The sequence below is a fragment of the Carboxylicivirga agarovorans genome (genome assembly GCF_050589845.1).
Lineage (GTDB): Bacteria > Bacteroidota > Bacteroidia > Bacteroidales > Marinilabiliaceae > Carboxylicivirga > Carboxylicivirga agarovorans.
Genome location: NZ_JBNGPA010000012.1, coordinates 92,371 through 115,485, shown reverse-complemented (window position 1 = coordinate 115,485; position 23,115 = coordinate 92,371). Strand labels below are relative to the sequence as shown.

11 protein-coding genes and 4 tRNA genes are annotated in these 23,115 nt (G+C 39.6%); 6 read left to right on the top strand and 9 right to left on the bottom strand.

The genetic code is table 11. The features are described from left to right. Positions 1-733: 733 nt before the first annotated feature. Both ACRD69_RS13800 and ACRD69_RS13795 read right to left on the bottom strand, forming a co-directional pair. The gene (locus tag ACRD69_RS13800; RefSeq protein WP_430815682.1) at positions 734-2,194 is read right to left on the bottom strand and encodes a RagB/SusD family nutrient uptake outer membrane protein; all 1,461 of its coding nucleotides are present in this window, start codon (positions 2,192-2,194) and stop codon (positions 734-736) included. A 10-nt stretch (positions 2,195-2,204) separates the two neighbouring features. Beyond that, the gene (locus ACRD69_RS13795; protein ID WP_430815681.1) at positions 2,205-5,369 is read right to left on the bottom strand and encodes a SusC/RagA family TonB-linked outer membrane protein; all 3,165 of its coding nucleotides are present in this window, start codon (positions 5,367-5,369) and stop codon (positions 2,205-2,207) included. Positions 5,370-5,897: 528 nt separating this feature from the next. On the opposite strand from ACRD69_RS13795, the gene mutS reads away from it, so the two are divergent. The 6 genes from mutS to ACRD69_RS13765 all read left to right on the top strand — a co-directional run bounded on the left by mutS (position 5,898) and on the right by ACRD69_RS13765 (position 10,686). Next, positions 5,898-8,480 (top strand): DNA mismatch repair protein MutS, encoded by a 2,583-nt coding sequence (gene mutS, locus ACRD69_RS13790; RefSeq protein WP_430815680.1) that lies wholly within the window; start codon positions 5,898-5,900, stop codon positions 8,478-8,480. A 160-nt stretch (positions 8,481-8,640) separates the two neighbouring features. Then, positions 8,641-8,716, top strand: a tRNA-Gly gene (locus ACRD69_RS13785). A gap of 5 nt (positions 8,717-8,721) precedes the next feature. Then, positions 8,722-8,808, top strand: a tRNA-Leu gene (locus tag ACRD69_RS13780). 277 nt (positions 8,809-9,085) lie between these two features. Continuing rightward, positions 9,086-10,291, top strand: coding sequence for a site-specific integrase (locus ACRD69_RS13775; RefSeq protein WP_430815679.1), 1,206 nt, complete (start codon positions 9,086-9,088; stop codon positions 10,289-10,291). Between the two features lie 228 nt (positions 10,292-10,519). Next, positions 10,520-10,592: transfer RNA gene (locus tag ACRD69_RS13770), tRNA-Gly, on the top strand. A 10-nt stretch (positions 10,593-10,602) separates the two neighbouring features. Beyond that, positions 10,603-10,686 (top strand) — tRNA-Leu (locus ACRD69_RS13765). Between the two features lie 202 nt (positions 10,687-10,888). Here the strand turns inward: ACRD69_RS13765 and ACRD69_RS13760 are convergent. The 7 genes from ACRD69_RS13760 to ACRD69_RS13730 form a co-directional block, all read right to left on the bottom strand. Next, complete coding sequence (locus tag ACRD69_RS13760) at positions 10,889-11,746, bottom strand: AraC family transcriptional regulator (RefSeq protein ID WP_430815678.1); 858 nt, start codon at positions 11,744-11,746, stop codon at positions 10,889-10,891. 14 nt (positions 11,747-11,760) lie between these two features. Continuing rightward, the gene (locus ACRD69_RS13755) at positions 11,761-13,326 is read right to left on the bottom strand and encodes a sulfatase family protein (RefSeq protein WP_430815677.1); all 1,566 of its coding nucleotides are present in this window, start codon (positions 13,324-13,326) and stop codon (positions 11,761-11,763) included. 65 nt (positions 13,327-13,391) lie between these two features. After that, complete coding sequence (locus tag ACRD69_RS13750; RefSeq protein ID WP_430815676.1) at positions 13,392-14,882, bottom strand: T9SS type A sorting domain-containing protein; 1,491 nt, start codon at positions 14,880-14,882, stop codon at positions 13,392-13,394. A gap of 128 nt (positions 14,883-15,010) precedes the next feature. Then, a complete protein-coding gene (locus tag ACRD69_RS13745) occupies positions 15,011-16,324 on the bottom strand; it encodes a sulfatase-like hydrolase/transferase (RefSeq protein WP_430815675.1) in 1,314 nt (437 codons plus the stop codon). A 62-nt stretch (positions 16,325-16,386) separates the two neighbouring features. Continuing rightward, complete coding sequence (locus ACRD69_RS13740; RefSeq protein ID WP_430815674.1) at positions 16,387-18,243, bottom strand: sulfatase family protein; 1,857 nt, start codon at positions 18,241-18,243, stop codon at positions 16,387-16,389. An 11-nt stretch (positions 18,244-18,254) separates the two neighbouring features. After that, complete coding sequence (locus ACRD69_RS13735; RefSeq protein ID WP_430815673.1) at positions 18,255-19,844, bottom strand: RagB/SusD family nutrient uptake outer membrane protein; 1,590 nt, start codon at positions 19,842-19,844, stop codon at positions 18,255-18,257. An 18-nt stretch (positions 19,845-19,862) separates the two neighbouring features. Further along, positions 19,863-23,108 carry a SusC/RagA family TonB-linked outer membrane protein gene (locus tag ACRD69_RS13730; protein WP_430815672.1) on the bottom strand — a complete coding sequence of 1,082 codons (3,246 nt, stop codon included), beginning with the start codon at positions 23,106-23,108 and terminating at the stop codon, positions 19,863-19,865. Positions 23,109-23,115 lie beyond the last annotated feature (7 nt).

Sequence of the window (23,115 nt, the reverse complement as noted above, 5' to 3'; positions counted from 1 at the left end):
TAATACTAGTTGTTTGAAATTTTAGGGCTGCTAAAGTAATATTCAGTATTACATTTGATCAGTTGTGGATACATGATTTATATCATACACTTATAGCGTTTATTATCGGGGAATATTCCCTATGGCATCTTACGCTTTTATTTTTGCAACCCTTTGCAAATGTCAAATTGAAATTTCAGCCGTATTTATTGCTTCCGGAACTTACAATTAACAGTTTTTACCAACTTTTACCCAACATTTAGTTGTCATTTAATACTATTTATGTTTTCCTTACATCAACAAATCTGCTTAACAAAAAGCTGACGCATCACAGATAATTCTATAAATAAAGAACATAAATACAAAAGGCACCTCCGTTGAGATGCCATTTTTCAAACTAGTATATTAATTTAAAACCTAAAAAGGTGATAAATTCAGCGATAAAGTGTTTTATAACACAAATACAAATAAACACTTTTTATCATTATTTCACAATTAAATTATACATTAGAACCTCATTAATTTTCAGTAGTTCTTAGTGCTTGTTTTTGTGTCACTTATAGCACTAAAGGTTTATTAACACTTTAGGACATCTTAATTCTGTTAATAATTTGACAGTCTAAAAAACGTTGAATATATCTTAATCTATACTCGACAGAAATTGTTTTCCGGATTGCTCTAACCAAGCAATTGAAGGATTGACATAACAGGCAGCCCGAAAGCTGCCTGTATACTTCTGTATGATTATTACCTGTTATGGATTTTGATCTTCATCATTGATTTCACTATTGGCATCCAGCTCATTTTGTGGTATTTGATAAATGAACTTATTGTCATTGGCAGGCACTTGCTTAATAACTGTAGCGTGATGATTGTCAGATTTAGTTCTGTCCAATGCTTCACCTCGTCTCACCATATCAAGAAAGCGTTTTCCATCACCCCAGCATTCAATGCGTTTTTGGAAATAAATTTCTTCTTGTAAAGTGCGTTGGGCAGTTGTTACATTATATTCAGGATTCCTGGTCTTCATCACCTCTACAAGTGCCGACCTGGCTCCGGCATCATTCCCCGCCAGCAATAATGCCTCAGCTTTAAGAAAGTACATCTCTGCTACACGGTAGTAGATATAATCCGACTCAAATCCGCCCACATCTTTAAACTTGGTACAAACCCGGTAAGTCACTCCTTCTACCGTCTTATCAACAAACCACTTGGATCGCATGTCTTTTTCATCGGCTCCATTGATCAACTCACTTGCCACTTCTTTATATTGCGATAAGCCGCCTGCATAACCAGCCCCATCAGGATCCATATGACTTGGGAACGAGGCATAGAAGGTACAGGTTTCGGCATTAATTCGCGATCCCCATAATACCTCTTTCATATCAACACTGTTGAATCCATTATACAGCTCACTGCCCTGAAGTAACTGACCACCTTTTATTGCCAGGTCGCAATACTTCGCCACTTCATTCCATTGATCAGGATGATCTGTTACGAAACTCAAAACATTGGCCATAATAGCAGCCACAGCATATTCATTTAATTCCTCCGGCTTAGTCATGCCTTTCCCTTTCAGCAGCTCATAAGCTTTTTCCAGGTCTGCCAGTATTAAGTCATACACATCGGCAACAGGCTGACGCGCCGCTAATACCAGATCTTCGGTATAAATAGGAATTCCAGGCGCATTTTTATCGATACCATATGGATGTTGAAAACGATTGATCAGTCCGAAATAAGCATAGCCTCTTGCAGCATATGCCTGTCCCAATATGCTTTCGTGCTCATCGGCCAACTCCACTGTTTCATCTTCTGGTTTTAAAAGACCTATAGCATTATTAGCTCCACGGATCAGTTCGTAATACAAAGCCCAACAGCTTCTTGGGCGTCGGTAAGCAGCAGCCCTGTTATCCAATCGGTAGTCAAATACAAACCAACCACGGTTATAGGCGATATCATCTGTCATCATATCTGATCCCAGCTCCATGGCCTTTACGCCAAAATCATCATGACTTGTTCTGTATTTAAACATATCAGTATAAATACCAGCCACATTGGCTTTGGCAATAGAAACGACAGCTTCAGGATCGGTTACTAAAAGCTCATCAATCTGCTCCTGAGAAGCTTTATCAGTCGGTTCATGATTGAAAAAATCATCTGAACACGCAGTTAACAAGGCTAATAAGCCAAGAATATATAATTGCTTTAATTTCATTTCCTAATCTTTAAAAGTTAACATTAAGACCTACCGAAACGGTTCTTATTGGCGCATAATTGAAACTATTGTTTGATCCGCTAAAATATTGACGAGGATCCATACCTGAGCGCTCACTGAACAACAACACGTTATCTGCTGCGAAATACACACGCATTGACTTGACGTTAATATCACTTAGCAACTGCGCAGGTAAAGTATAACCAAGTGTTATATTTCTGATATTAAAGTATGACGCATCAATCAGGAAACGATCTGAACGCTGGTTGGCATCCTGATAATTTTCTTCTACACGTGGCACATCTGTATTGGTATTGTCGGGTGTCCATGCGTTTCTGATATCCTTGTGCCAGTTTGTCCCTAGATTACCCGCATGCATTAATCCGGCATAATTTCCATCATAAACCTGTCCTCCAATCTGAAAGTTGGTTACAATTGACAGGTCTATGTTGCGATAAGTAAAAGAGTTGTTCCATGAACCCTGAAAGTCAGGTAAAGAAGAGCCCGATATCACCCTGGAGTCAGAACTGCTCACTTCTTCATAACTGTCAGACTTGACCATTGTTTCATTACCTTCTTCATCGGTCGTTTTCATCCAGTACAATGCCGAACCTGTTTCAGGATCAACACCTGCCCACTGATTTAAGTAGAAATCATAGATCGAACCTCCTACTGTTAATATTTTATTGCCCCGTACAATTCCGTCCTCCACTTTATCTTCAGGCAAGGCTGTTATTTCATTTTTATAATGTGTGCCAAACACAGCCATGTTCCAGGTGAAATTATCATTTCGAATAATATCATAGGCCACATTAAAATCAATACCTTCATTTTTCATATCTGCAATATTCTCCGGAATATATGAGATACCTGATGATGTAGGCTGTGGGTTATTGAACAAGAGGTCGGAAGTTGCCCTGTTGAAATACTCAAACTCGAAACGCAAACGACTGTTTAATGCCGTCATTTCTATACCAGCATTAAAGTTTTTACTTACCTCCCATGTAAGGTCCTTATTTCCCTTATAGGCCAAAGAAAGACTTACCTCACCATTATTATTCACCACATTGTACATGTCTTTATATGGGTAGTAAACTGTATAACCACCTGTATCTAAAATTCCATCATTACCCTGAACGCCATATGAACCTTTAAGCTTCAGGTTGTCAATCCAGCCAACGTTGCTCATAAACTCCTCTTCGCTAACTCTCCATGATCCACCAACGGACCAGAAGTTACCCCAGCGATTATCTTCATGAAACTTAGACGATCCATCGGTACGGAAGCTGCCGGATAAATAATAACGATCTTTGAAGTCATAATTAACCTGCGACAGGAAACTCTCGATTGTATGTCGGTATGAGGCCGATGTTAAGCCAACGATATTCACACCATTGTTGAACTCATGGTTATCGGGTATAAAGAACTTGGTTTTCTCACCATACAATTGTGACATTTTAAAATCGTATGACTCATGACCCGCCAAAACAGATACAGAATGCTGACCAAACGACTGGTTGTATTTCAACAGCTGGTTGGTTGTTATTGTCTGATAACGATTACCATATTTCTGTGATCGCCCCTGCACATTTACAGCATCTCCATTTAATGGGCTGTAGAATACAGTACGGTTCAGGTTTCTTAAATCGTAAGCCATGTTGGCTGTGAAATTGAAATGCTTTAAAAAGTCCACAGAAACATAACTACGGTTACTAAAGCTGTCTTCAATTCGATTGTTTAGGTCGTAAGCCGACATGGCGGCAGGATTCTGACGTGCACCATACATACGTCCTGCCGTACCTTCCATTGTTTTATCACCAAAGTCATACATCACTTCTCCTGTAGGGCTATACTGCTTATTGCCTTCTGCATCATAGATAAAAACAGGATACAAGGGTGCCACATTTTGTGTGAACATAAAAGGGTTTGAAAACGAACTACCCGAAGAGGTCTTGGGGGCATTTTGCTCACCTCGTGAGTATGATAAGTTAGTACCTAACCTGATATGCTTCGTCAACTGATAATCGTAGTTGGTTCGCAATGAAAAACGTTCAAAAGAAGATCCGCGAATAATACCTTCATCATTTAAATAACCCAATGAAATGTAGTGGTTCGATTTTTCTCCACCACCACTAATATTCAGGTTATATTCCTGGCGCTTTCCTTTGTCAAACGTTTCATCTTCCCAGTTATCATTGTATAAATACGGGGCACCTGAAACCGTTCCGTCGGGCAAAACAACCTGGTTATCCGCCACACCTTTATATGGGTTATAGCCACCTAAACGGTTGATAAGATCGTTTGACGCTTCGACACCCGCCTCTTCGTAGGTAAATTCTCCTCCGGCATAAAAGCCGTTACGGTAAGCTTCCCAGGCTTTACCAAGATACTCGCCCGGATCAGTAAACACATCATAAGCAGGTACAGCCCTTGAGTTAACTCCAACCCTGGCATCGAAAGTGACGCGTGTCTCTCCTTTCTTACCTTTTTTGGTTGTGATCATGATAACACCGTTGGCCCCTCTTGACCCGTATAAAGCAGCGCTTGCCGCATCTTTAAGTACTGTCAGGGATTCAATATCCTGCGGGTTAATGGCATTAAGCTTCCCGTCATAAGGTACGCCGTCAACAACATAAAGAGGTGAACTTGAGGCATTAATCGATCCTACCCCGCGAATGCGAATGGCAGCATCAGAACCTGGCTGTCCGCTTGAGCTGACAACCTGAACACCTGAAGTAGTTCCTTCAAGTGCTTTAGATACAGATGACGTTTGCATTTTTGCAATCTGTTCGCCACCTACTACAGCTGCTGAACCGGTAAACGATTCTTTTTTAGCCGTTCCATAAGCGACAACCATTACCTCTCCCACGTCAATGGCATCATTTTGCATTACTGCATTAATAGTGGTCCGTCCTTCTATGGCGACCTCCTGTGTTGTCATTCCGACAAATGAAAAGACAAGAATTTCGGAATCAGCGGGAATCTCCAGATTGTACTGACCATCTGGCATAGTAATCGTTCCAACTGTTGTTCCTTTTACAAATACTGATACACCGGGTATAGGACTTCCATCGGTTGCATCAGTCACAATACCGGTTATACTTGTGGTTTGCGCATATATTGACTGCAAACCAAGCACAACCATTACCGAAAGTGCAAATAGTACTTTCTTCATAGACTAAAGGTTTTTAATTTAACAAGTGTTTTGAATGTAAATCTCGCTGCTAAAATAGCTTTACTATCTTTTTGATTTGCTTTACCCTCTATGATAATAGTCATGTACCTTTTCTTTACTTATCAATTTGTAAGTTTTATAAGCTTGTGATATTTTATAATCTGCATCATTATATTTCGTAACAATTACTATTTCTTTGCATCTACCCTGATTTTTTTTATCACACGGATGCATTTCTACTTTTTTTTATTTTGTTGATCCTGCACAAAGCAACACCATGCAACTTCACACGGGAAGATGCACAGTCAATAGTTTGGTTTACCCTGTAATTGTCACCTTCAAATTGCACTTGTATTTAGTTGGTTCTTTTATTTTTCACATGAATAATTTTACTTTTGAGGCCTGAGAAATGGCATTGCTCATAAAAAAGGCATGCCGCTCCTCTATATTTGATGATCATCAACGTTGAATTACTTTAACTGAAATACTTTGGCTAAAACGAAAAAAGCTCCGGTCCAGACCCCATTAATGAAGCAGTACTATAGTATTAAGGATAAATATCCTGATGCGATTCTGTTATTCAGAGTGGGTGATTTCTATGAAACGTTTTCAGAAGATGCCATTAAGGCGTCTGAAATACTTGGTATAACCCTTACAAGACGAGCTAACGGAGCTGCTTCATACGTTGAATTAGCCGGTTTTCCTCACCATGCTCTTGACACTTATTTGCCAAAACTTGTCAGAGCTGGTGAACGCGTGGCTGTATGTGACCAGCTGGAAGATCCTAAAATGACCAAGAAGATAGTGAAGCGTGGTGTAACTGAGCTGGTAACTCCCGGCGTAGCTATCAATGATAATATTTTAGAGCATAAAGAAAATAACTTTCTGGCCAGTGTGCACATTGATAAAAAAGTAGCCGGAGTGGCCTTTCTGGATATCTCAACTGGTGAGTTTTTAACTGCCGAAGGTTCATTTGAATACATTGAAAAACTGCTGACTAACTTCAAGCCCAAAGAAGTTTTATTTGAGAAAGGTAAGCGTAATGAATTTGAAAGTTATTTTGGTGACAAATATTACACCTATGCTTTTGATGACTGGGCGTTTGCAAATGATTCGGCCCACGACAGACTGTTAAAGCACTTTGAAACTAATTCATTAAAAGGATTTGGTGTTCACAACCTCACCTACGGCATTACAGCGGCAGGTGCCATCCTACACTATCTTGATTTAACGCAGCACCATAAAGTACAACACATAACAAATCTTGGGCGCATTGATGAAGATAAATATGTATGGCTTGATAAGTTCACCATTCGTAACCTCGAACTATTTGGTTCTCTCAATGATGGTGGCAAGTCCTTAACGGATGTGATCGATTGCACCATCAGTCCAATGGGGTCGCGCATGTTAAAAAGGTGGATTGCTCTTCCTTTAAAGGATGTCAAACCCATTGAGGATCGATTAAGTGTAGTTGAGCATTTTTTTAAAGAGCCTGCCCTGAAAACGAATATCGTAGAAGAACTGCATTCAATTGGCGACCTGGAGCGCCTGGTTGCCAAAGTTGCAGCAGGCAGGATTACTCCGCGTGAGCTTATCCAGTTAAAAACAGCCCTTTTTGCCATTGAACCAATCAAAGAATGCTGCCTTAACAGTAAGAATGATCACCTGCGACATATAGGCGATCAACTCAATGCCTGCGTTACGATCCGTGAAAGAATACATCGTGAGATAGAAAATGACCCCCCAAGCCTGGTTGCTAAAGGCGGCGTTATTCAAACTGGTATTAATACTGAGCTGGACGAACTGCGTAAGATTGCTTTTTCGGGTAAAGATTACCTTGCCAGCCTGCAACAACGCTTAAGCGAAGAAACCAATATCCCAAGCATTAAAATCGCTTTTAACAATGTATTTGGCTACTACATAGAAGTACGGAATACCCATAAGGATAAGGTTCCTGAAGAGTGGATCCGAAAGCAAACACTGGTCAATGCCGAACGATACATTACCGAGGAGTTAAAAGATTACGAATCGAAAATATTAGGAGCTGAAGAGAAAATACAAGCCATTGAAACCAGGCTTTACAATGAGCTGGTAATGGCCTTGTCTGAATTTATACCGGCCATTCAGCTTGATGCCGTTTTACTGGCCAAAATTGATGTTCTTATTTCTTTCAATAACCTGGCAACCATCTCTAAATATGTAAGACCAGTTGTTAATGACGAACTGGAGTTAAGTATTACTGCTGGTCGTCATCCTGTTATTGAAAAGCAACTGCCGGCCGGTGAAGAATATGTTCCGAATGATGTTTATCTGGACAATGAAAAGCAGCAAATAATCATCATAACGGGGCCAAATATGGCGGGTAAGTCTGCGTTGTTACGCCAAACAGCTCTTATTACCCTGTTGGCACAAATTGGCTGTTACGTACCAGCCGAGTCGGCTACCATTGGTGTTGTTGATAAAATATTTACAAGGGTCGGTGCATCTGACAATATCAGCCTGGGTGAATCAACCTTTATGGTTGAGATGAATGAAGCGGCCAGCATATTAAATAACCTTACACAACGAAGTCTTGTTTTATTTGATGAATTAGGACGGGGCACCAGTACTTACGACGGTATTTCCATAGCCTGGTCAATTGTTGAGTATATTCATGAGCATAAGCGCGCCGGAGCTAAAACCCTTTTTGCCACTCATTATCACGAACTCAATGAAATGGAGAAAACCCACAAACGCTGTAAAAACTATAATGTATCGGTAAAAGAGGTGGATAATAAGGTAATATTTCTGCGTAAATTAGTACCCGGAGGAAGTAATCACAGCTTTGGTATTCATGTGGCTAAAATGGCTGGCATGCCTAAAAGCGTTGTTAACAGGGCCAATGATATACTGGGCGAATTAGAAAACTCAAACCGAAAAGGTGAATTATCAAAGCCAATGGACGATATCTCCAATAACCGTGAAGGAATGCAGTTAAGTTTTTTCCAACTTGATGATCCGGTATTGAAGCAAATACGTGATGAAATACAAACTTTGGATGTAAACAATCTGACACCTGTTGAGGCACTAAATAAATTGAATGATATAAAAAGGTGGGTTGGAGGCAAATAAGCCACCCACCTAAAAAAAAGCGTAAAAAATGGCATTTTTTTTATTTGCAGTTATTGAAAAAGCGCTATATTTGCATCCGCATTTGAGAAACAACTCTGATACGCAGAGGGGCAAATGATACTGAAAGTAGGAAGCCAGACAAGTTTGGTGAATTACATTTGCGAAAATAGCTCAGTTGGTAGAGCACGACCTTGCCAAGGTCGGGGTCGCGGGTTCGAGTCCCGTTTTTCGCTCCAAGGATGCCCGAGTGGTGGAATTGGTAGACACGCAGGACTTAAAATCCTGTGGCCATTAGGCCGTGCGGGTTCAAGTCCCGCCTCGGGTACCAATCTAGATTCATCTAGAACCAAAAGCGCTTAAAACTAACGGTTTAAGCGCTTTTTTATTTTCAGAAAACTTCAAAAAAGTGGTTAAAATGGGTATTTTAAGTGACCAATACGTGACCACTACCTTTTTTACTCTAAGTGGTCACGTGACCACTTAAACAATTGGTTATCAAGATTTAATTTGACTCATATTGATTTTATTTGAACTTGGTTTTGCGTGATAATCTCAAGAAATTTATGCTTTTTGAGTGACCACCGTGACCACAAAATTTTATTATTATGAGGTTCTATTCAAATTTTGTTTTACGGAAATCCAGAATTGGAAAAGATGGATCTTATCCAATTTACCTTCGCCTACTATTTAAAGGTAGAAGAGTTGATTTGTCAACTGGAATGAGAAGCATTCCTCAAAACTGGGATGATGTGCACCAGATGTTTTATGAACAAACAGATGAAGAGCAATCTTCCAATCAGCGCTTGAGGAAAATTAAAACATCTATTGTCGATGTCTACAATCGCTTAGTTTCTTCAGGTAAAGAATTCGATGTAGTTGATATTAAAAATGAATTTCTCGGCAAAAGTGACTCAAAGGGAATTCTTGAAATTTTTGATTATTACCTTAAAACGATTGAGAATAATATTGGTCACGGATATGCCTACCGAACATTAAAACACTATCGCGTGTCCCGCAAGAAGTTGGCCGAATTTCTTAAAACCATACTGAGAAAAAAGGAAATTCCTATTACAAGTGTGGACTACAACTTTCTTAATCAATTTGACATGTTTTTAAAGTCCAAACACGGTGTTCACCAAAATACTGCCTGGAATTACCACAAACACTTAAAGAGAGTGATGAATTTAGCCGTTTCGATGGGACATTTAGATAAGAGTCCATACAACCAGTTTAAAACAAAATTAGAGCAGGCTAATCGAGATTTTTTAACCAAAGATGAGCTTCACAGACTCGAAACAAAGGAAATTGAATTAGATCGTCTGTCAATTGTGAGAGATATTTTCATTTTTGCCTGCTATACAGGATTAGCCTATTCTGATATTTCTAAATTAAGCCCAGATCATATTCAGACACGTAATGATGGTAATCAATGGATTATCATCAATCGCACTAAAACAAGGTCGCAATGTTCTATTCCTCTATTTCCAAATGCTCTAGAAATACTGGAACGATACTCAGATTTTCCCGAATCATTATTAAGAGGAAGAGTATTACCTGTGGCATCTAACCAAAAACTTAACAGTTATTTGAAAGAGCTGGCAGGGATTTGTGGTATCAATAAAAAACTTACCATGCATATGGCTCGCCATACCTTTGCAACAACAGTTACTTTATCCAATGGGGTACCAATTGAAACAGTATCAAAAATACTAGGCCACAAATCGCTAAAAATAACCCAGATTTACGCGAGGGTATTAGAAAATAAGATATCAGAGGATATGATGACGTTAAAAAGCAAACTAGGGATGTAAAAGTAGCCTTAAAAGCATCTTTAGTTGCCCATTTATTACACACATCAAAGAAATGTAGAATAATAGTTAATCTTTAAACAACTACTATTCTACGCCTTATATACAGAGCAAATTCTCGTGTAAATTTTATTGACAAAATAATTTGCAAAACAAAAAAAAGCCTCTATTTTTGCATCCGCATTTAAGAAACGACTCTGATACGCAGATAGGCAAATGCAAGATTGAAATGCGAAAATAGCTCAGTTGGTAGAGCACGACCTTGCCAAGGTCGGGGTCGCGGGTTCGAGTCCCGTTTTTCGCTCTACAAGGATGCCGAAGTGGTGGAATTGGTAGACACGCAGGACTTAAAATCCTGTGGCCATTAGGCCGTGCGGGTTCAAGTCCCGCCTTCGGTACTGAAAAGCGCTTAAAACAAATGTTTTAAGCGCTTTTTTTTGCTTTAAAAAACCCTCGAATAACAAGGCCAAAGTGAGACTAGACACTCTTATTGATTTTAGTTTCAGATAACCTGGGTTTGGTGAGACAATTCGAATACCGACATGCAGATATACATCTATTATTTGAATAGATGAAGATATAAGTAAACGAACACTTTTCTTACACAAAAGTGTAATTCACTCCTTTACTTTTATACTCTGTTGGTGTGCACAATTGAATATTCTTAAACGCTCTGTTAAAATTAGCAAGATTGCTAAAACCACACTTTTGACTTATCTCAGAAATGCTTTCTTCTGATTCATGAAAAAGTCTTATAGCTCTTCCAACTCGGATCGATGTAAGGTATTCCGTAAATGATAATCGTTTGTACTTTTTGAAGAAATGACTAAATGAAGACTCTGACATGTTCAGTAAGTTAGCTACTTCTTCAATCTTAACAATTCTCTGTAAATTATCATATACGTATTGCTCTACCTTACTGATCTTCCATGCTTTTTCATCATCACGTTTCTGTTCTCCCTCAAAACCTGATAATAGAACCATGTTTCGTGAAATCGCAAGGTCATAGAGTACAGAATATAAAGATAAAACGGAATCAAATCCTTGCTGTTTAGCAAGTAAAAGCAAGTTATCTTTCACATTTTCTGTCGTTAATTGAGAAAAAAGAATGCCTTTACTGGCCTTTTGCAAGAGTTCTTTTATTGGTAAAGCAGCGCTCCTGGAAAGAAACTGTTTATCCAGAAAATCTGCATGAAATTGAACCTTAATAATCTCCGAATTGCAAAATTCCCCTTTCCATGTATGCGGCGTTTCTGGCCCAATCAGGACTAACTCAATAGGACCAAATGGAGAAACAGAACCTGCAATATTCCTTGTCCCATTGGCATTAATAATCAGGTTAAGTTCATAATTATCATGAGAATGCAAGGGCTCATCTGCCACATAATTCTTAACATGACAAACCAAAAAGAAATCATCATTAGTTAGTGGTGAGGCTTCACGTATTACTGACTCCATATAATTCTATTTAATCAATGTTTATCTGATTCCAAACCTCCAAAATCAGTATCTGATATATTTCTTAATTCATCGATCGATTTGGTATTAGCATACTCTTCCTTTAGTATTTTTAGTTCTGCTTTCAGTTGCTTTATTCTTTCCTGATGTTGAGGTAGGTCGATCAGGTTATTTAACTCATTGGGATCTATCTCCAGATCGTATAATTCCCACACATCCACATCGTAGTAAAAATGAATTAGCTTATAGCGTTGATTTCTTATACCATAATGCGGTTGAACGTGATGCCAAAAGGGGTATTCGTAATAATGGTAATACATGGATTGTCGCCAATCATCGGGAGTTTCTCCTTTTAGGTTGGCAAAGAAACTTCTTCCCTGAACCTCATCAGGAGTTTGTAATCCAGTCATCTCTAGAATGGTTGGTGCGAAATCGATGTTAGTTACAACATCGTTACAATTAACGCCTGCCTTTATTGAATTGGGATAACGTACCAGGAAAGGCATTCGAAGTGCCTGTTCATACATAAATCGCTTATCGAACCAACCATGGTCGCCAAGGAAAAATCCCTGGTCGGATGTATAAATAACTATGGTATTATCTGTTAATCCCCTCTCATCGAGATATGCCAGTACCTTGCCGATATTATCATCAACTGATCTAATGGTTGCCAGGTAGTCCTTCATGTAGCGCTGGTATTTCCATTGGCGAGCCTCTTCTGCTGTCATTCCTTTAACCGGAATCACATTTTCATGACGTTTAATACCATAATCAATCCATTTACGCAGTTGTTTACCATTGAGTGAATCTGGCGGCGTTAATTTCATATCTTCGTGACTGAAATCATTCATGGTCATTTCAGTGTTACCGGCTGTTAACTCTCTTCCTTGATAATCATCATTAAAGGTGGATGGATATGGTAACTCAATATCTTCAAACAAATGCTGGTATATAGAGTCACGCTGCCAGGGACGGTGTGGCGCTTTGAATTGAAGCATCAGGCAGAAGGGATTATCTTCCTTTCTTTCATCCAACCAATTTAGCGCAAAGTCAGTGGTTAAGTTAGTGGCATATCCCTGCACCTGCACGGTATCACCATTGTCGTTATAAACAGGATTCCAGTAATAACCTTGCTCACCTCGTGCAACATGATATTTATAGTAATCGAAACCTGTTGGCTCAGATGCCAGGTGCCACTTACCAACAATAGCCGTTTCATAGCCATTAGCTTGAAGCTCTTTGGGAAAAGTCCATTGAGTATTATCGAATCTTCCGCCTTTATAGTTCTTCAGGTAGCCATTTACATGGCTATACTTCCCGGTTAAAATAGCCGCCCTGCTTGGACCACAGATGGCATTAGTGCAAAAAGCATTATTCATTATGAGCCCTTCATTGGCCAAACGGTCAATATTTGGAGTTGGAGCATGTTCGCTATAAATACCTCCATAAGCCGAAATAGCATGACTCGCATGATCATCGGTCATGATAAATACGATGTTGGGCTTTTCAAGCTTATTATTACATCCAGTCATCAGAATGAATGAAAAAAATATACCAAACAGAAATAAATACTTTTGCATGCTAACAGATTTAAAAAAGCACCTTGCCAAACGTCAAGGTGCTTTTAGATTATTTATTAACCAGACTATTTTACAACTATCTTCTTAATGGCTTCACCGTTTTCTCCGGATATCTGTACTAAGTAAACTCCTTTGTTTAATCCGGATACATCAACCTGTGTAATATTGGTAACTGACTTGACAAGTGTACCGCCTAAGGAATAGATAGATATTCTATCTATTTTATCTGTTCCTGTTACTCTGAAATAATCATTGGTCGGGTTGGGACTAAGGCTTACTTCCAATACAGCAACTTTTCCTAAACTTGTTGGAACCCCCTCATACTCATAAGCACCTGCATCGGGTGATGCATCTCGTGAATAAGACCTAGCATCTGTTGTTGGCAAAGTAATACCAGTGGCAGCCGTACAATAGTTAATGGAATTAGCTCCATCAGTCAATGCCAACACTTTTACTTTTCCTCCTTCATCGGTTAAGTCGGCAGCTAATCCGGCAAACGTAGCTGTTTTCCCTGTAATATTATTGTTGCTAGCATCAGATACTGTGGCAGGTATAGAATAAGAACCTCCAATAATATTATTTACAGCTGCCGTTGTCTCCGAACCACCAAAGTCTAATGCTTTAGCAGATATTACATCAGCACTAACTACAATTGAATTGTAAATACTAAATTTAGGACCAGTCGTAGCATTGGCATTGGCAAAAGACAAACCATTTTTGTAGGCTTTTGTATTACTAATATTGTAAGCCATTGTACAATGAACAACTTTTACTGTAACATTTGTTTCTCCAGAAGTACCATTTGTCCCCACATAATCTACTCCTAAAATATGACCAGCACCACCTTCAGCCTCTGCGGTATTGTTTACAACAGTTACATTTTCAAAGTTAGCCTCAATGAAGTGTTTATCACCATATTGGTTATTTCCATTAACAATAAAACCACCACCCTGACTGGCTGAAGTATTATTCATTAAAGTAGTATTGGAAACATTTACAATTGCATCAATACCATTGCCTCCCATATTATTAGGTACAATATGCATACCTCCACCAGTCAACGTCGATGAATTATTTGAAAATGTACAATTTACTACATTAACATTAGAACCGCCTGTACTCATTCCACCACCATTTTTAGTGGTGGTGTTGTTATCTACCATTACATTGCTCAATGTAACCAGCCCTTTAACCTTGTCTGCAAAGATGCCACCACCATGGTCTGCTGCATTACCATTTCTAACGGTCAAGTTCTGAACGGTCACAGTTGATGCGCCATTGTTACCATCAATATAAATTGTACGTGCCGCAGCTAAAGCTTGATCGGCAGCTGCCTGAATAATATCGGTTGAAGGGTCTGTACCGCGCAAAGTGATACTTTTTCCAATTGAAATCGTTTCAGTATGTATGCCTGTGATATTAATCACATCACCATCATTAGCCGCATTAATAGCTTCAGTAATCGTTGCATAAGATGTGGTTCCGATTTTAACGGTTTGTGCAATAGCTGAACTGATAGCCATTGCCAATACCAGTAGAGTAAACGTTTTCTTCATATCAATTTTATTTAGCTTTTGATTTAATTCTATTCTTCAAAATCAAATGTATTTATTGAAGTAGAAAATAAGGTTTACATATTGGTCAGATGGGTTTAAATACTGTTAACAACCTAAATACATGGACATTACCTCCAAGACACATTCCCTGAATTCTGAATATGCTTCATTAATTTCTTCCATAATTCTTTCTTAACAGCCGCGTTTTCAACAGGTATTTCTAATGAACTGGTATCACTGATATGAATTAATTGATACGGTTCAAAAGGGGAATTCTGTATTAACTTATATTCACCACTTGAAATGGCATAATAAGCTCGCCCGCCAAATCGATGCCCTTCACGTCGCATAAAAACCATTGCTCTGTCCCCGGATTCAGATGATTCTTCTTTTAACAAGTTGACTAGACTCTTAGAGGGGAGTTCTTGTTGGCGATTACCTCCTGCCAATTCAATGAGGCTTGGGTAAAAATCCATTAGGATGATAGGTTCTGAAACAGTATTGGATTTTATCTTATCTGGCCAGTTAACGATACATGGTATACGAATACCACCTTCGTACAAATCACCTTTACCGCCCTTTAGAGAACCATTGTTGGCACCATACTGCAATGCTCCACCATTATCGGATGTAAAAACAATTAGTGTATTATCTGCTTCACCACTCTTTTCAATGGCTTCCATTACTTTTCCCACACCAGCATCCAGATGCTCAATCAAGGCAATTAGCTTCTGGCGCTTTAGATTGGCCTGTGGCTCTCGTTTCTTAATCTTCTCCAGCCATTCGGCAGGCGGTTGAATCGGGTCGTGTGGTGCATTGTAGGTTAAAAACAAGAAATAGGGCTTGTCTGCTTTGGATTGTATATTAATATATTCCCTTGCCCAAGTGGTAAAAACATCCGTTGCATGTCCCTTAGGCTCTATCTGCTTACTACCTTCACGCATCCAGTTGATGCCAGCTCGTTTATGGGTATAATAATCATCCATCATATCTCCCACATAACCTTTGAAATGATCAAATCCCCTATCATTTGGTAAATCGGGACTTTCATAGCCTAAATGCCATTTTCCTATTAAAGCAGTGTGGTAACCAAGCATTTTTAATTGTTCTGGAAGAAAAGGAACTTCATCAGACAGGTTACCCCAGGTATTATCCGGCATATCCCTGATAACGCCTGGTACTCCAACCATATCAGGGTAATTACCGGTTAATATGGCGGCCCGACTTGGCGAACAAACTGTGCTATTAGCATAAGCTCTGGTAAACTTTATACCTTTTTCATATAGTTTATCGATGTTCGGTGTATAAAGGTCTGCAGCCCCATAACAGGATAAGTCACCGTACCCAAGGTCATCAGCAAGAATGAACACAATATTGGGTTGTTGGGCATTAGATAATAAAGTTAGAAATAGGGTTGTGCAGAATATTAAGAGTCGCTTCATCATCTGTCTATTAAAAAAAACAGGCATCTATCAAATAGATGCCTGCTAATTAGGTTTATAAATTACTTCTGGTTCTTCGGTACAAATTCAACGGCATCTGTAATTGGCAGTTGATAGGTGTATCTTTCAAGATATACAGGCACTTCTCCTAAACGTGGTGATGTACGTGTGTATTTCGGTTTCGCCATCACCCAGTAGAATCCCTTTTTAGGTACTTTATAAGTTAAATCAGTCAAACCTTCAACCAGCATTTTAGCAGCTCCCGGATTATTGTCAGGTGCATAATACAAGCTATAGCTATCGGCTTGCTCAAAGGCTTGCCATTTAATGGTTCGATGCTTGATGGACAGATCCAGATTTTGATATTCCAAAATAGGTTTATCAACTAAGGTATGAAAACAGAAATCACGTGCCATATCCTGATAAGCCGGATCTAATACCAGGTTGTTTAATTCATCCGGATCTTCGACCACATTATACAGCTGACTGATGATGCCATGTGTATAGATAAATTTATAATCATCCACACGGAACATACGTGATGGTAGATTTTTAATCTCTTTAAAGCCATTGTAGTTACCACTACGGTACTCTGAAAGAACCGGGCGATTTAATAAGCGCGTACCATTTTTCAAGTTGTCGACAAGGGAAATACCTTGTGCAGTTTCAGGCACCTTGGTTCCAGTCAATTCACATAATGTAGGCATCACATCAACAAAGCTTGCCAGGATGTCATTTACTTCACCTTTTGGAAATGCCTTCGGGTATGAAATAATAAAAGGTACATTTACAGCATCTTCGTACATACAGTGTTTGCCTCTTAAACCATGTTCAAACAGGTGCTCACCATGATCAGTCGTATAAATGATGATGGTATTATCGTACAAGCCTTCTTCTTTAAGGGCATTCACTACACGCCCCACCATATCATCCACTTGTGTTACACAAGCATAATAAGATGCCATAATATTTTTGGTTGCACCAGGGTATTTATTTGGCCAACCTGAGTGAATCCATTCGGGTAGCCATGGATATTTACCTTTGCCATGCCATTCAGTAGCCGTTTCAGGCAAAGTAAAATCGGCTGGATTGTACATATCCAGGTATTTCTGAGTGGTTGTAAAAGGCGGGTGTGGTTTTTCGAAACCTACATGTAAAAAGAAGTTTTCTCCGTCTTTGCCACGCTTTTTGATAAACTCCACTGATTTACGAGCCACCACCATATCAAAGTTGTCTTCATCCTCTTTAACTAAAGTTGGCTCATACTTTTCGTTAAGGTGACCCGGGCCTCCTTTGTACACTTTAGCGTACTTTTTAAACTGACGGTAGCGCTGGTAGGCGTCTTCGCCCACCTCATCCTGGTAATGACCTCCCGGGAAATGTGTATAATAGCGGGTATTGATTTCATCCCAACCTAAATCATTCCCATCGGGGTTATCTTCATCCACATTTTTTTGCAACTCACCATGCACATGCATTTTACCCGGCGAAGCTGTGATATAACCATTGGCTTGAAAAGCTTCACCGATGGTTGTGATACCATCGTGATAACCGGTTTCGCGCAAAAACCCTGAACCAAGGTGCTTCTCTTTGCCATTGGCCATTTTTACAGGTGCTTTGTGGTAAGGTGCCCCATTGGCAAAGGGATACATACCTGTTACCAAGGCGGCACGACTAGGAGCACACACCGGAGCCGCCACATAGCAGTTGGTTAATCTGACGCCTTCTTTGGCCAAGGCATCAATATTGGGCGTAATCACCAACTCATCACCATAACAACCTAAAGCATCTTTCTTATGCTGGTCAGAGATGATGAATACCACATTAGGGCGCTCATTCTGTTTTTTCTTCTTTTTGGCCTGCACCAAGCCTGGCATTAACACCAGACTTAATACAGCTATGCACACAAATCTTATCATCACAATCATTCTTATTCGTCAATATTGTCGTTGGCAGACGTCTCGGTGATAGGAATTGGCCAGGTGTAATCCTCAGGACCACGAATACCCTGAATCTTACCCTGATTCTTCGGGTCAAAAGCAATCTTGCATTTTTCCTCGTAAACACCCAGTCGAGTCAGGTCAAACCAGCGCTGACCTTCCATAAAAAATTCAGCTGCTCTTTCACGCAATAAGGCTTCGCGGAATTCAGCCATGGTCATGCCTGTAAAATCTAAACCAGCCATTTCCACGCGTGTTCGCAACATATTAACATCTGAATTGGCCAATGCAGGATCTTCATTAACCTCAGCTAAGGCCTCAGCACGCATCAAATACACATCAGCTAAACGGATGACATGCCAGTTTTGCTGACTTGTGTATTCTGTAGTCGCATCGCTATCAATAAACTTAGAGGTAAAAACACTATATAAGGCACCTTTTCTGTTGCCAGAATCAAGAAAATAACGAGCATAACCGTTATAGGCTGGTAGTAACTCATAACGATAGGTGTTATCTTCATAATATTGAATAATTCCTTTATCGAAGCGTACATCTGTGGCATCCACACTATTTTGCGTAAATCCAGCAACCATTTTATTGGTACCGCCCCAGCCTCCGCCACTTAATCCGGCATTACGTGGGCTAAAGAGGTTGGAAACTGCAGTACCTTGTCCGGTAGCTGATGAGCCTTGAATATCAAAAAGCATCTCAGGATTGTTACCTTTATCAGCATCAAAAATGCTTTGCCATTCTTCCACAGAAGTTGTTAAAGCATAACCTGGTTGCATTAATGCTGAGTCACACATGACACGGCATGAATCATAATAAGCTTTGTAATCAGAACCAAATTCAGCATATGGCGCACAACCTTGGCTTCCTTCTGAAGCACAACGTACTGATGATGCAATATGTAAATACACACGAGCCAGCAATGCTTGAGCTGATGCGTCAGTTGCACGACCTAAATCATTCGTCTCACCCAGGCGCACTTCGCCACGCCCCCAACAATGCTCTGAGGCGTATTTCAGGTCACCGATAATTACATTATAAATATCGGTTCTTGACGAAACAGGTAAGCCTCCTTCTTCCCCAGGTTTGACAGGCTCTGTGCGTAAAGGTACTTCCCCCCAGCAACGTACCAGGTTGAAATAATGCAGTGCACGTAGGAACTTAGCTTCACCTATAATACGAGCCTTAATGGTTTCATCCATATCCACATCGGCAACATTATAGATCACATTATTGGCATCACGAACAGCTACATAGATTTCATTCCATGTTGTTGGTAATGTGCCATTGGTTGACGTTAGAATTCCTTTGTTGTAATCACCATGTTTCCAACTTGATGTTCCCTGATCTGATGAAGCATATACATTAGATAAGAATTGCTGATTATAATAACCTGCACCAGATTTTAATTGAGCATAAGCAGCTGCTAAAGCCATTAAAGACTGATCCTTATCCTGATAAAAGTAATCGGTTCCAATTTGGGTTTTAGGCTCTTCTTCAAGCCAAGACTCACAGGAGTTTAACGAAAGGGCTCCCAGCAATGCTATTACGATATATTTTAGATTTTTCATTTCTTTCAATTTTACCGATTAAAAATCAAGTTTAACGCCAAATACATAGTTTCTTGTTCCCGGGAAAGCTCCGAAGTCGATACCACGACGCTGCGGATCCTTATTGAAAGCCTGCACTTCCGGATCATATCCAGGGTAGTCGGTCCATGTAAACAGGTTTTGTCCTGATGCATATAGTCTCAGGCTTTTCTTGTTCTTAAAACGGAAGGTATAACCAACATTGATGTTCTTTAATTTGATAAACGACCCGTCATAAATCTGACGGTCAGATACAATTGCTCTTTGTCCACCATCGGTGGCAGCTGCCGGGTTAGCTACTCCTGTTGTTTGACCAACAGCTGGGTTATACGCTACTTCATAAGTATAGTCTTCCAGTACCTCATCGTAAACTGGGGTGACAGTCAAAGGTGCTTTCCAGGAATCATTGTAAGCATCGGTAGCTACATTGGTACTCTTTTTCAATGCATTTAAAGGCCATGAGTCTACCCAAAGAATATCGCCACCTTTCTGCCCGGTAAACAAAATGCTTAAATCCCAGTTTTTATAACTTAATGTATTGTTGATGGACGCCGTAAAATCAGGATTTGGATCACCAATCTGCACATAATCATCAAAATTGATGGTTTGAACATCCAAAGGATTTCCCTCTTCATCATAATCAACAGAATGGTTGATATACTTGATCTCACCTGCTGCTGCATCATTTATACCACTGGCTGCTGCCTCATCCCAATTGGTATACACACCATCCGTTTCTGCACCCCAGAAAATACCTAATGGTTTTCCTTCCATAAACATGGATGGATACGTTTTATCATATCCAACTGCTGGACCTAATTGATATTCAAGATTTGAATTCAACTTCACCAACTGGTTACGGTTAACACTGAAAGTACCTAAAACATTCCATTGGAATGCGGTTTGACGGATAATGTCTACTCCAAGTGTTAATTCAATACCTTTATTCTCTACTTCTCCAAAATTATCTACCTTGGTTGCATAACCATTTGATGCCGGAAGATTTACCAGCTGGAGCAAATCATGAGTAAGTTTGTAGTAAGCATCAAATGTCAGATTTAACCGTGAGTTAAACATACTGAAATCAAGACCGGCATTATACTGGTCTGTTGTTTCCCATGTCAGATCAGGATTGGCAAGGTTTTGTTCAAAGTAGCCAACTGTTACCTGGTTATTGAAATTGTAGCGAATTGGTGACATTACCCCCAATGATTGGAAGGCCGCAATCGGGTTACTACCTGTTTTACCATACGACGCCCTAAACTTAAGGTTAGAGATGGATTCTGAATCCTTTAAGAATGGTTCTTCAGAAGCTCGCCATGCCAATGCCACTGATGGGAAGAAGGCACTCTTCTTGTTTTCAGCAAACTTTGAAGAACTATCCATACGCGCATTTACATCAACGTAATATTTCCCTTTGTAATTATAACCAACTCTAAACAGTCCTGATAATAAACCTACTCTCGTAAATCGTGTTACGGGAACCATAATATCGGTTGCTGATTCAAAGGTATAGTAAGTCGTTATATCACTTCCATATCCATATGCCTTGTTAAATGTGGCTCTTATATTGTTAACCTCGTAGGTTCCTACTACAATCGCATCTAATTTATGCTGACCAAATTGCTTAACATAGTGCAGGTTACCTTCTGCGTACGTTTTTATATTCTGATTGTATGACTGTGTCGCTTCACCATTATTACGACGACCACGTGTTGTAAACGTCGGGTAGTAGCTATCGCGCAAGCTTTTTTGGTAGTTAAAAGCCCCTTTTGCAGTTGCACTCAAATGAGGTGTGATCTTTCCAACAACTGATAAAGCCTGATTAAAGGTGATGGCTGTTTTCTCATCTTCCACATATTTTGCTAAAGTATATGGATTAGACAATATCTGACCCTCATTTAGTTCTGCATAAACATCATCATCCTGCCCTGGCTCTAACATATCAAATATTGGCTGAAAACGTAAAGCATTAGACACAACACTTCTATCCTGGTACATTTGACCATTACCAACCGATGATGCTCTTCCTTTACCATAAGAAGCATTAGTCTTTGTAAAAATAGATACCTTTTTATTAAAGGCTTTACGCATGCCATTCATATTAAAGGTCGCGCGCTTATAATCAGTATTAATAATCACCCCTTGATTATCAGACAAGCCTAAACTAACCGATAGGTTACTGTTTTGGTCACCTCCGCGATATGCTACATTAAACATTTTAGAATAGGCTTTACGATATACTTCATCTTGCCAATTGGTATTGATGCCTGTTGATACCGGGTAAGGAAGAGAAAAATCTTCTAATTCACTAAAATTTTCAGGTGTTAAATCCTGCGTACCATCAAAGACCATTCCTTCACGACTTGGGTTGGTAATATCAATATATAACTGGTTTGCTACACGCTGATTCATATAACCTTCAAACTGAGGTCCGTTTAGTACATCGATCTGCTGGTTTAACTCAGACATAGCAAAATCCGCTGTCACAGAAAATTGATCTTTCCCACTTTTGCCATCTGCTTGTTTAGTCGTAATCACCACCACACCATTAGCACCACGAGCTCCATAGATCGCTGTTGCTGCAGCATCTTTAAGCACTTCCATCTTCTCAATATCATTTGGATTCAGGAAACTCAATGAACTTTGCGCCTGACCGGAGTTACTGTTTCCCTGTGCATCCTGAATCGGATCAATTGGAATACCATCAACTACGTATAATGGTTGTGTACCTCCTAACATGGAGTTAGTACCACGAATGGAAATACTAACACCTCCGCCTGGTTCTGAATTTTCATTCACTACAACACCGGCTACCTGTCCTTGAAGCATGCGCTCAACTGAGTTAGTGCGTACTTTCTCCATCTGGTGTGAGGTAACTTGTGCTACAGAACCTGTCAGGTCACTTTTCTTCACGTTAAAGTAACCAACACTTACCACAACTTCATCCAACTCAGAGATTTCTGGTTCGACATGTATAGTTAGGTTCGTCTCATCACCTACTACCACTTCTTTAGTTTTCATCCCAATAAAAGAGAAAACCAAAACATCTGCCTTCTTTGCTTTAATATTAAATTCACCGGAATTCCCACTAATGGTTCCATTAGTAGTTCCTTTTATATAGACTGTTACACCCGGAAGCGGCTCATTGGTTTCCTTGTCCAACACCTTTCCTGAAATGCTTAATTCCTGCGCCATTAAACTTATGGGCACCAGGAACAATAATAAGATTAGTATTTTTTTCATCTGATTA

Excerpts from the sequence above, each read along its gene's own strand:
- ACRD69_RS13800 (WP_430815682.1), bottom strand. The coding sequence starts at position 2,194 with ATGAAATTAAAGCAATTATATATTCTTGGCTTATTAGCCTTGTTAACT.
- ACRD69_RS13795 (WP_430815681.1), bottom strand. The coding sequence starts at position 5,369 with ATGAAGAAAGTACTATTTGCACTTTCGGTAATGGTTGTGCTTGGTTTG.
- mutS (WP_430815680.1), top strand. The coding sequence starts at position 5,898 with ATGAAGCAGTACTATAGTATTAAGGATAAATATCCTGATGCGATTCTG.
- ACRD69_RS13775 (WP_430815679.1), top strand. The coding sequence starts at position 9,086 with ATGAGGTTCTATTCAAATTTTGTTTTACGGAAATCCAGAATTGGAAAA.
- ACRD69_RS13760 (WP_430815678.1), bottom strand. The coding sequence starts at position 11,746 with ATGGAGTCAGTAATACGTGAAGCCTCACCACTAACTAATGATGATTTC.
- ACRD69_RS13755 (WP_430815677.1), bottom strand. The coding sequence starts at position 13,326 with ATGCAAAAGTATTTATTTCTGTTTGGTATATTTTTTTCATTCATTCTG.
- ACRD69_RS13750 (WP_430815676.1), bottom strand. The coding sequence starts at position 14,882 with ATGAAGAAAACGTTTACTCTACTGGTATTGGCAATGGCTATCAGTTCA.
- ACRD69_RS13745 (WP_430815675.1), bottom strand. The coding sequence starts at position 16,324 with ATGAAGCGACTCTTAATATTCTGCACAACCCTATTTCTAACTTTATTA.
- ACRD69_RS13740 (WP_430815674.1), bottom strand. The coding sequence starts at position 18,243 with ATGATAAGATTTGTGTGCATAGCTGTATTAAGTCTGGTGTTAATGCCA.
- ACRD69_RS13735 (WP_430815673.1), bottom strand. The coding sequence starts at position 19,844 with ATGAAAAATCTAAAATATATCGTAATAGCATTGCTGGGAGCCCTTTCG.
- ACRD69_RS13730 (WP_430815672.1), bottom strand. The coding sequence starts at position 23,108 with ATGAAAAAAATACTAATCTTATTATTGTTCCTGGTGCCCATAAGTTTA.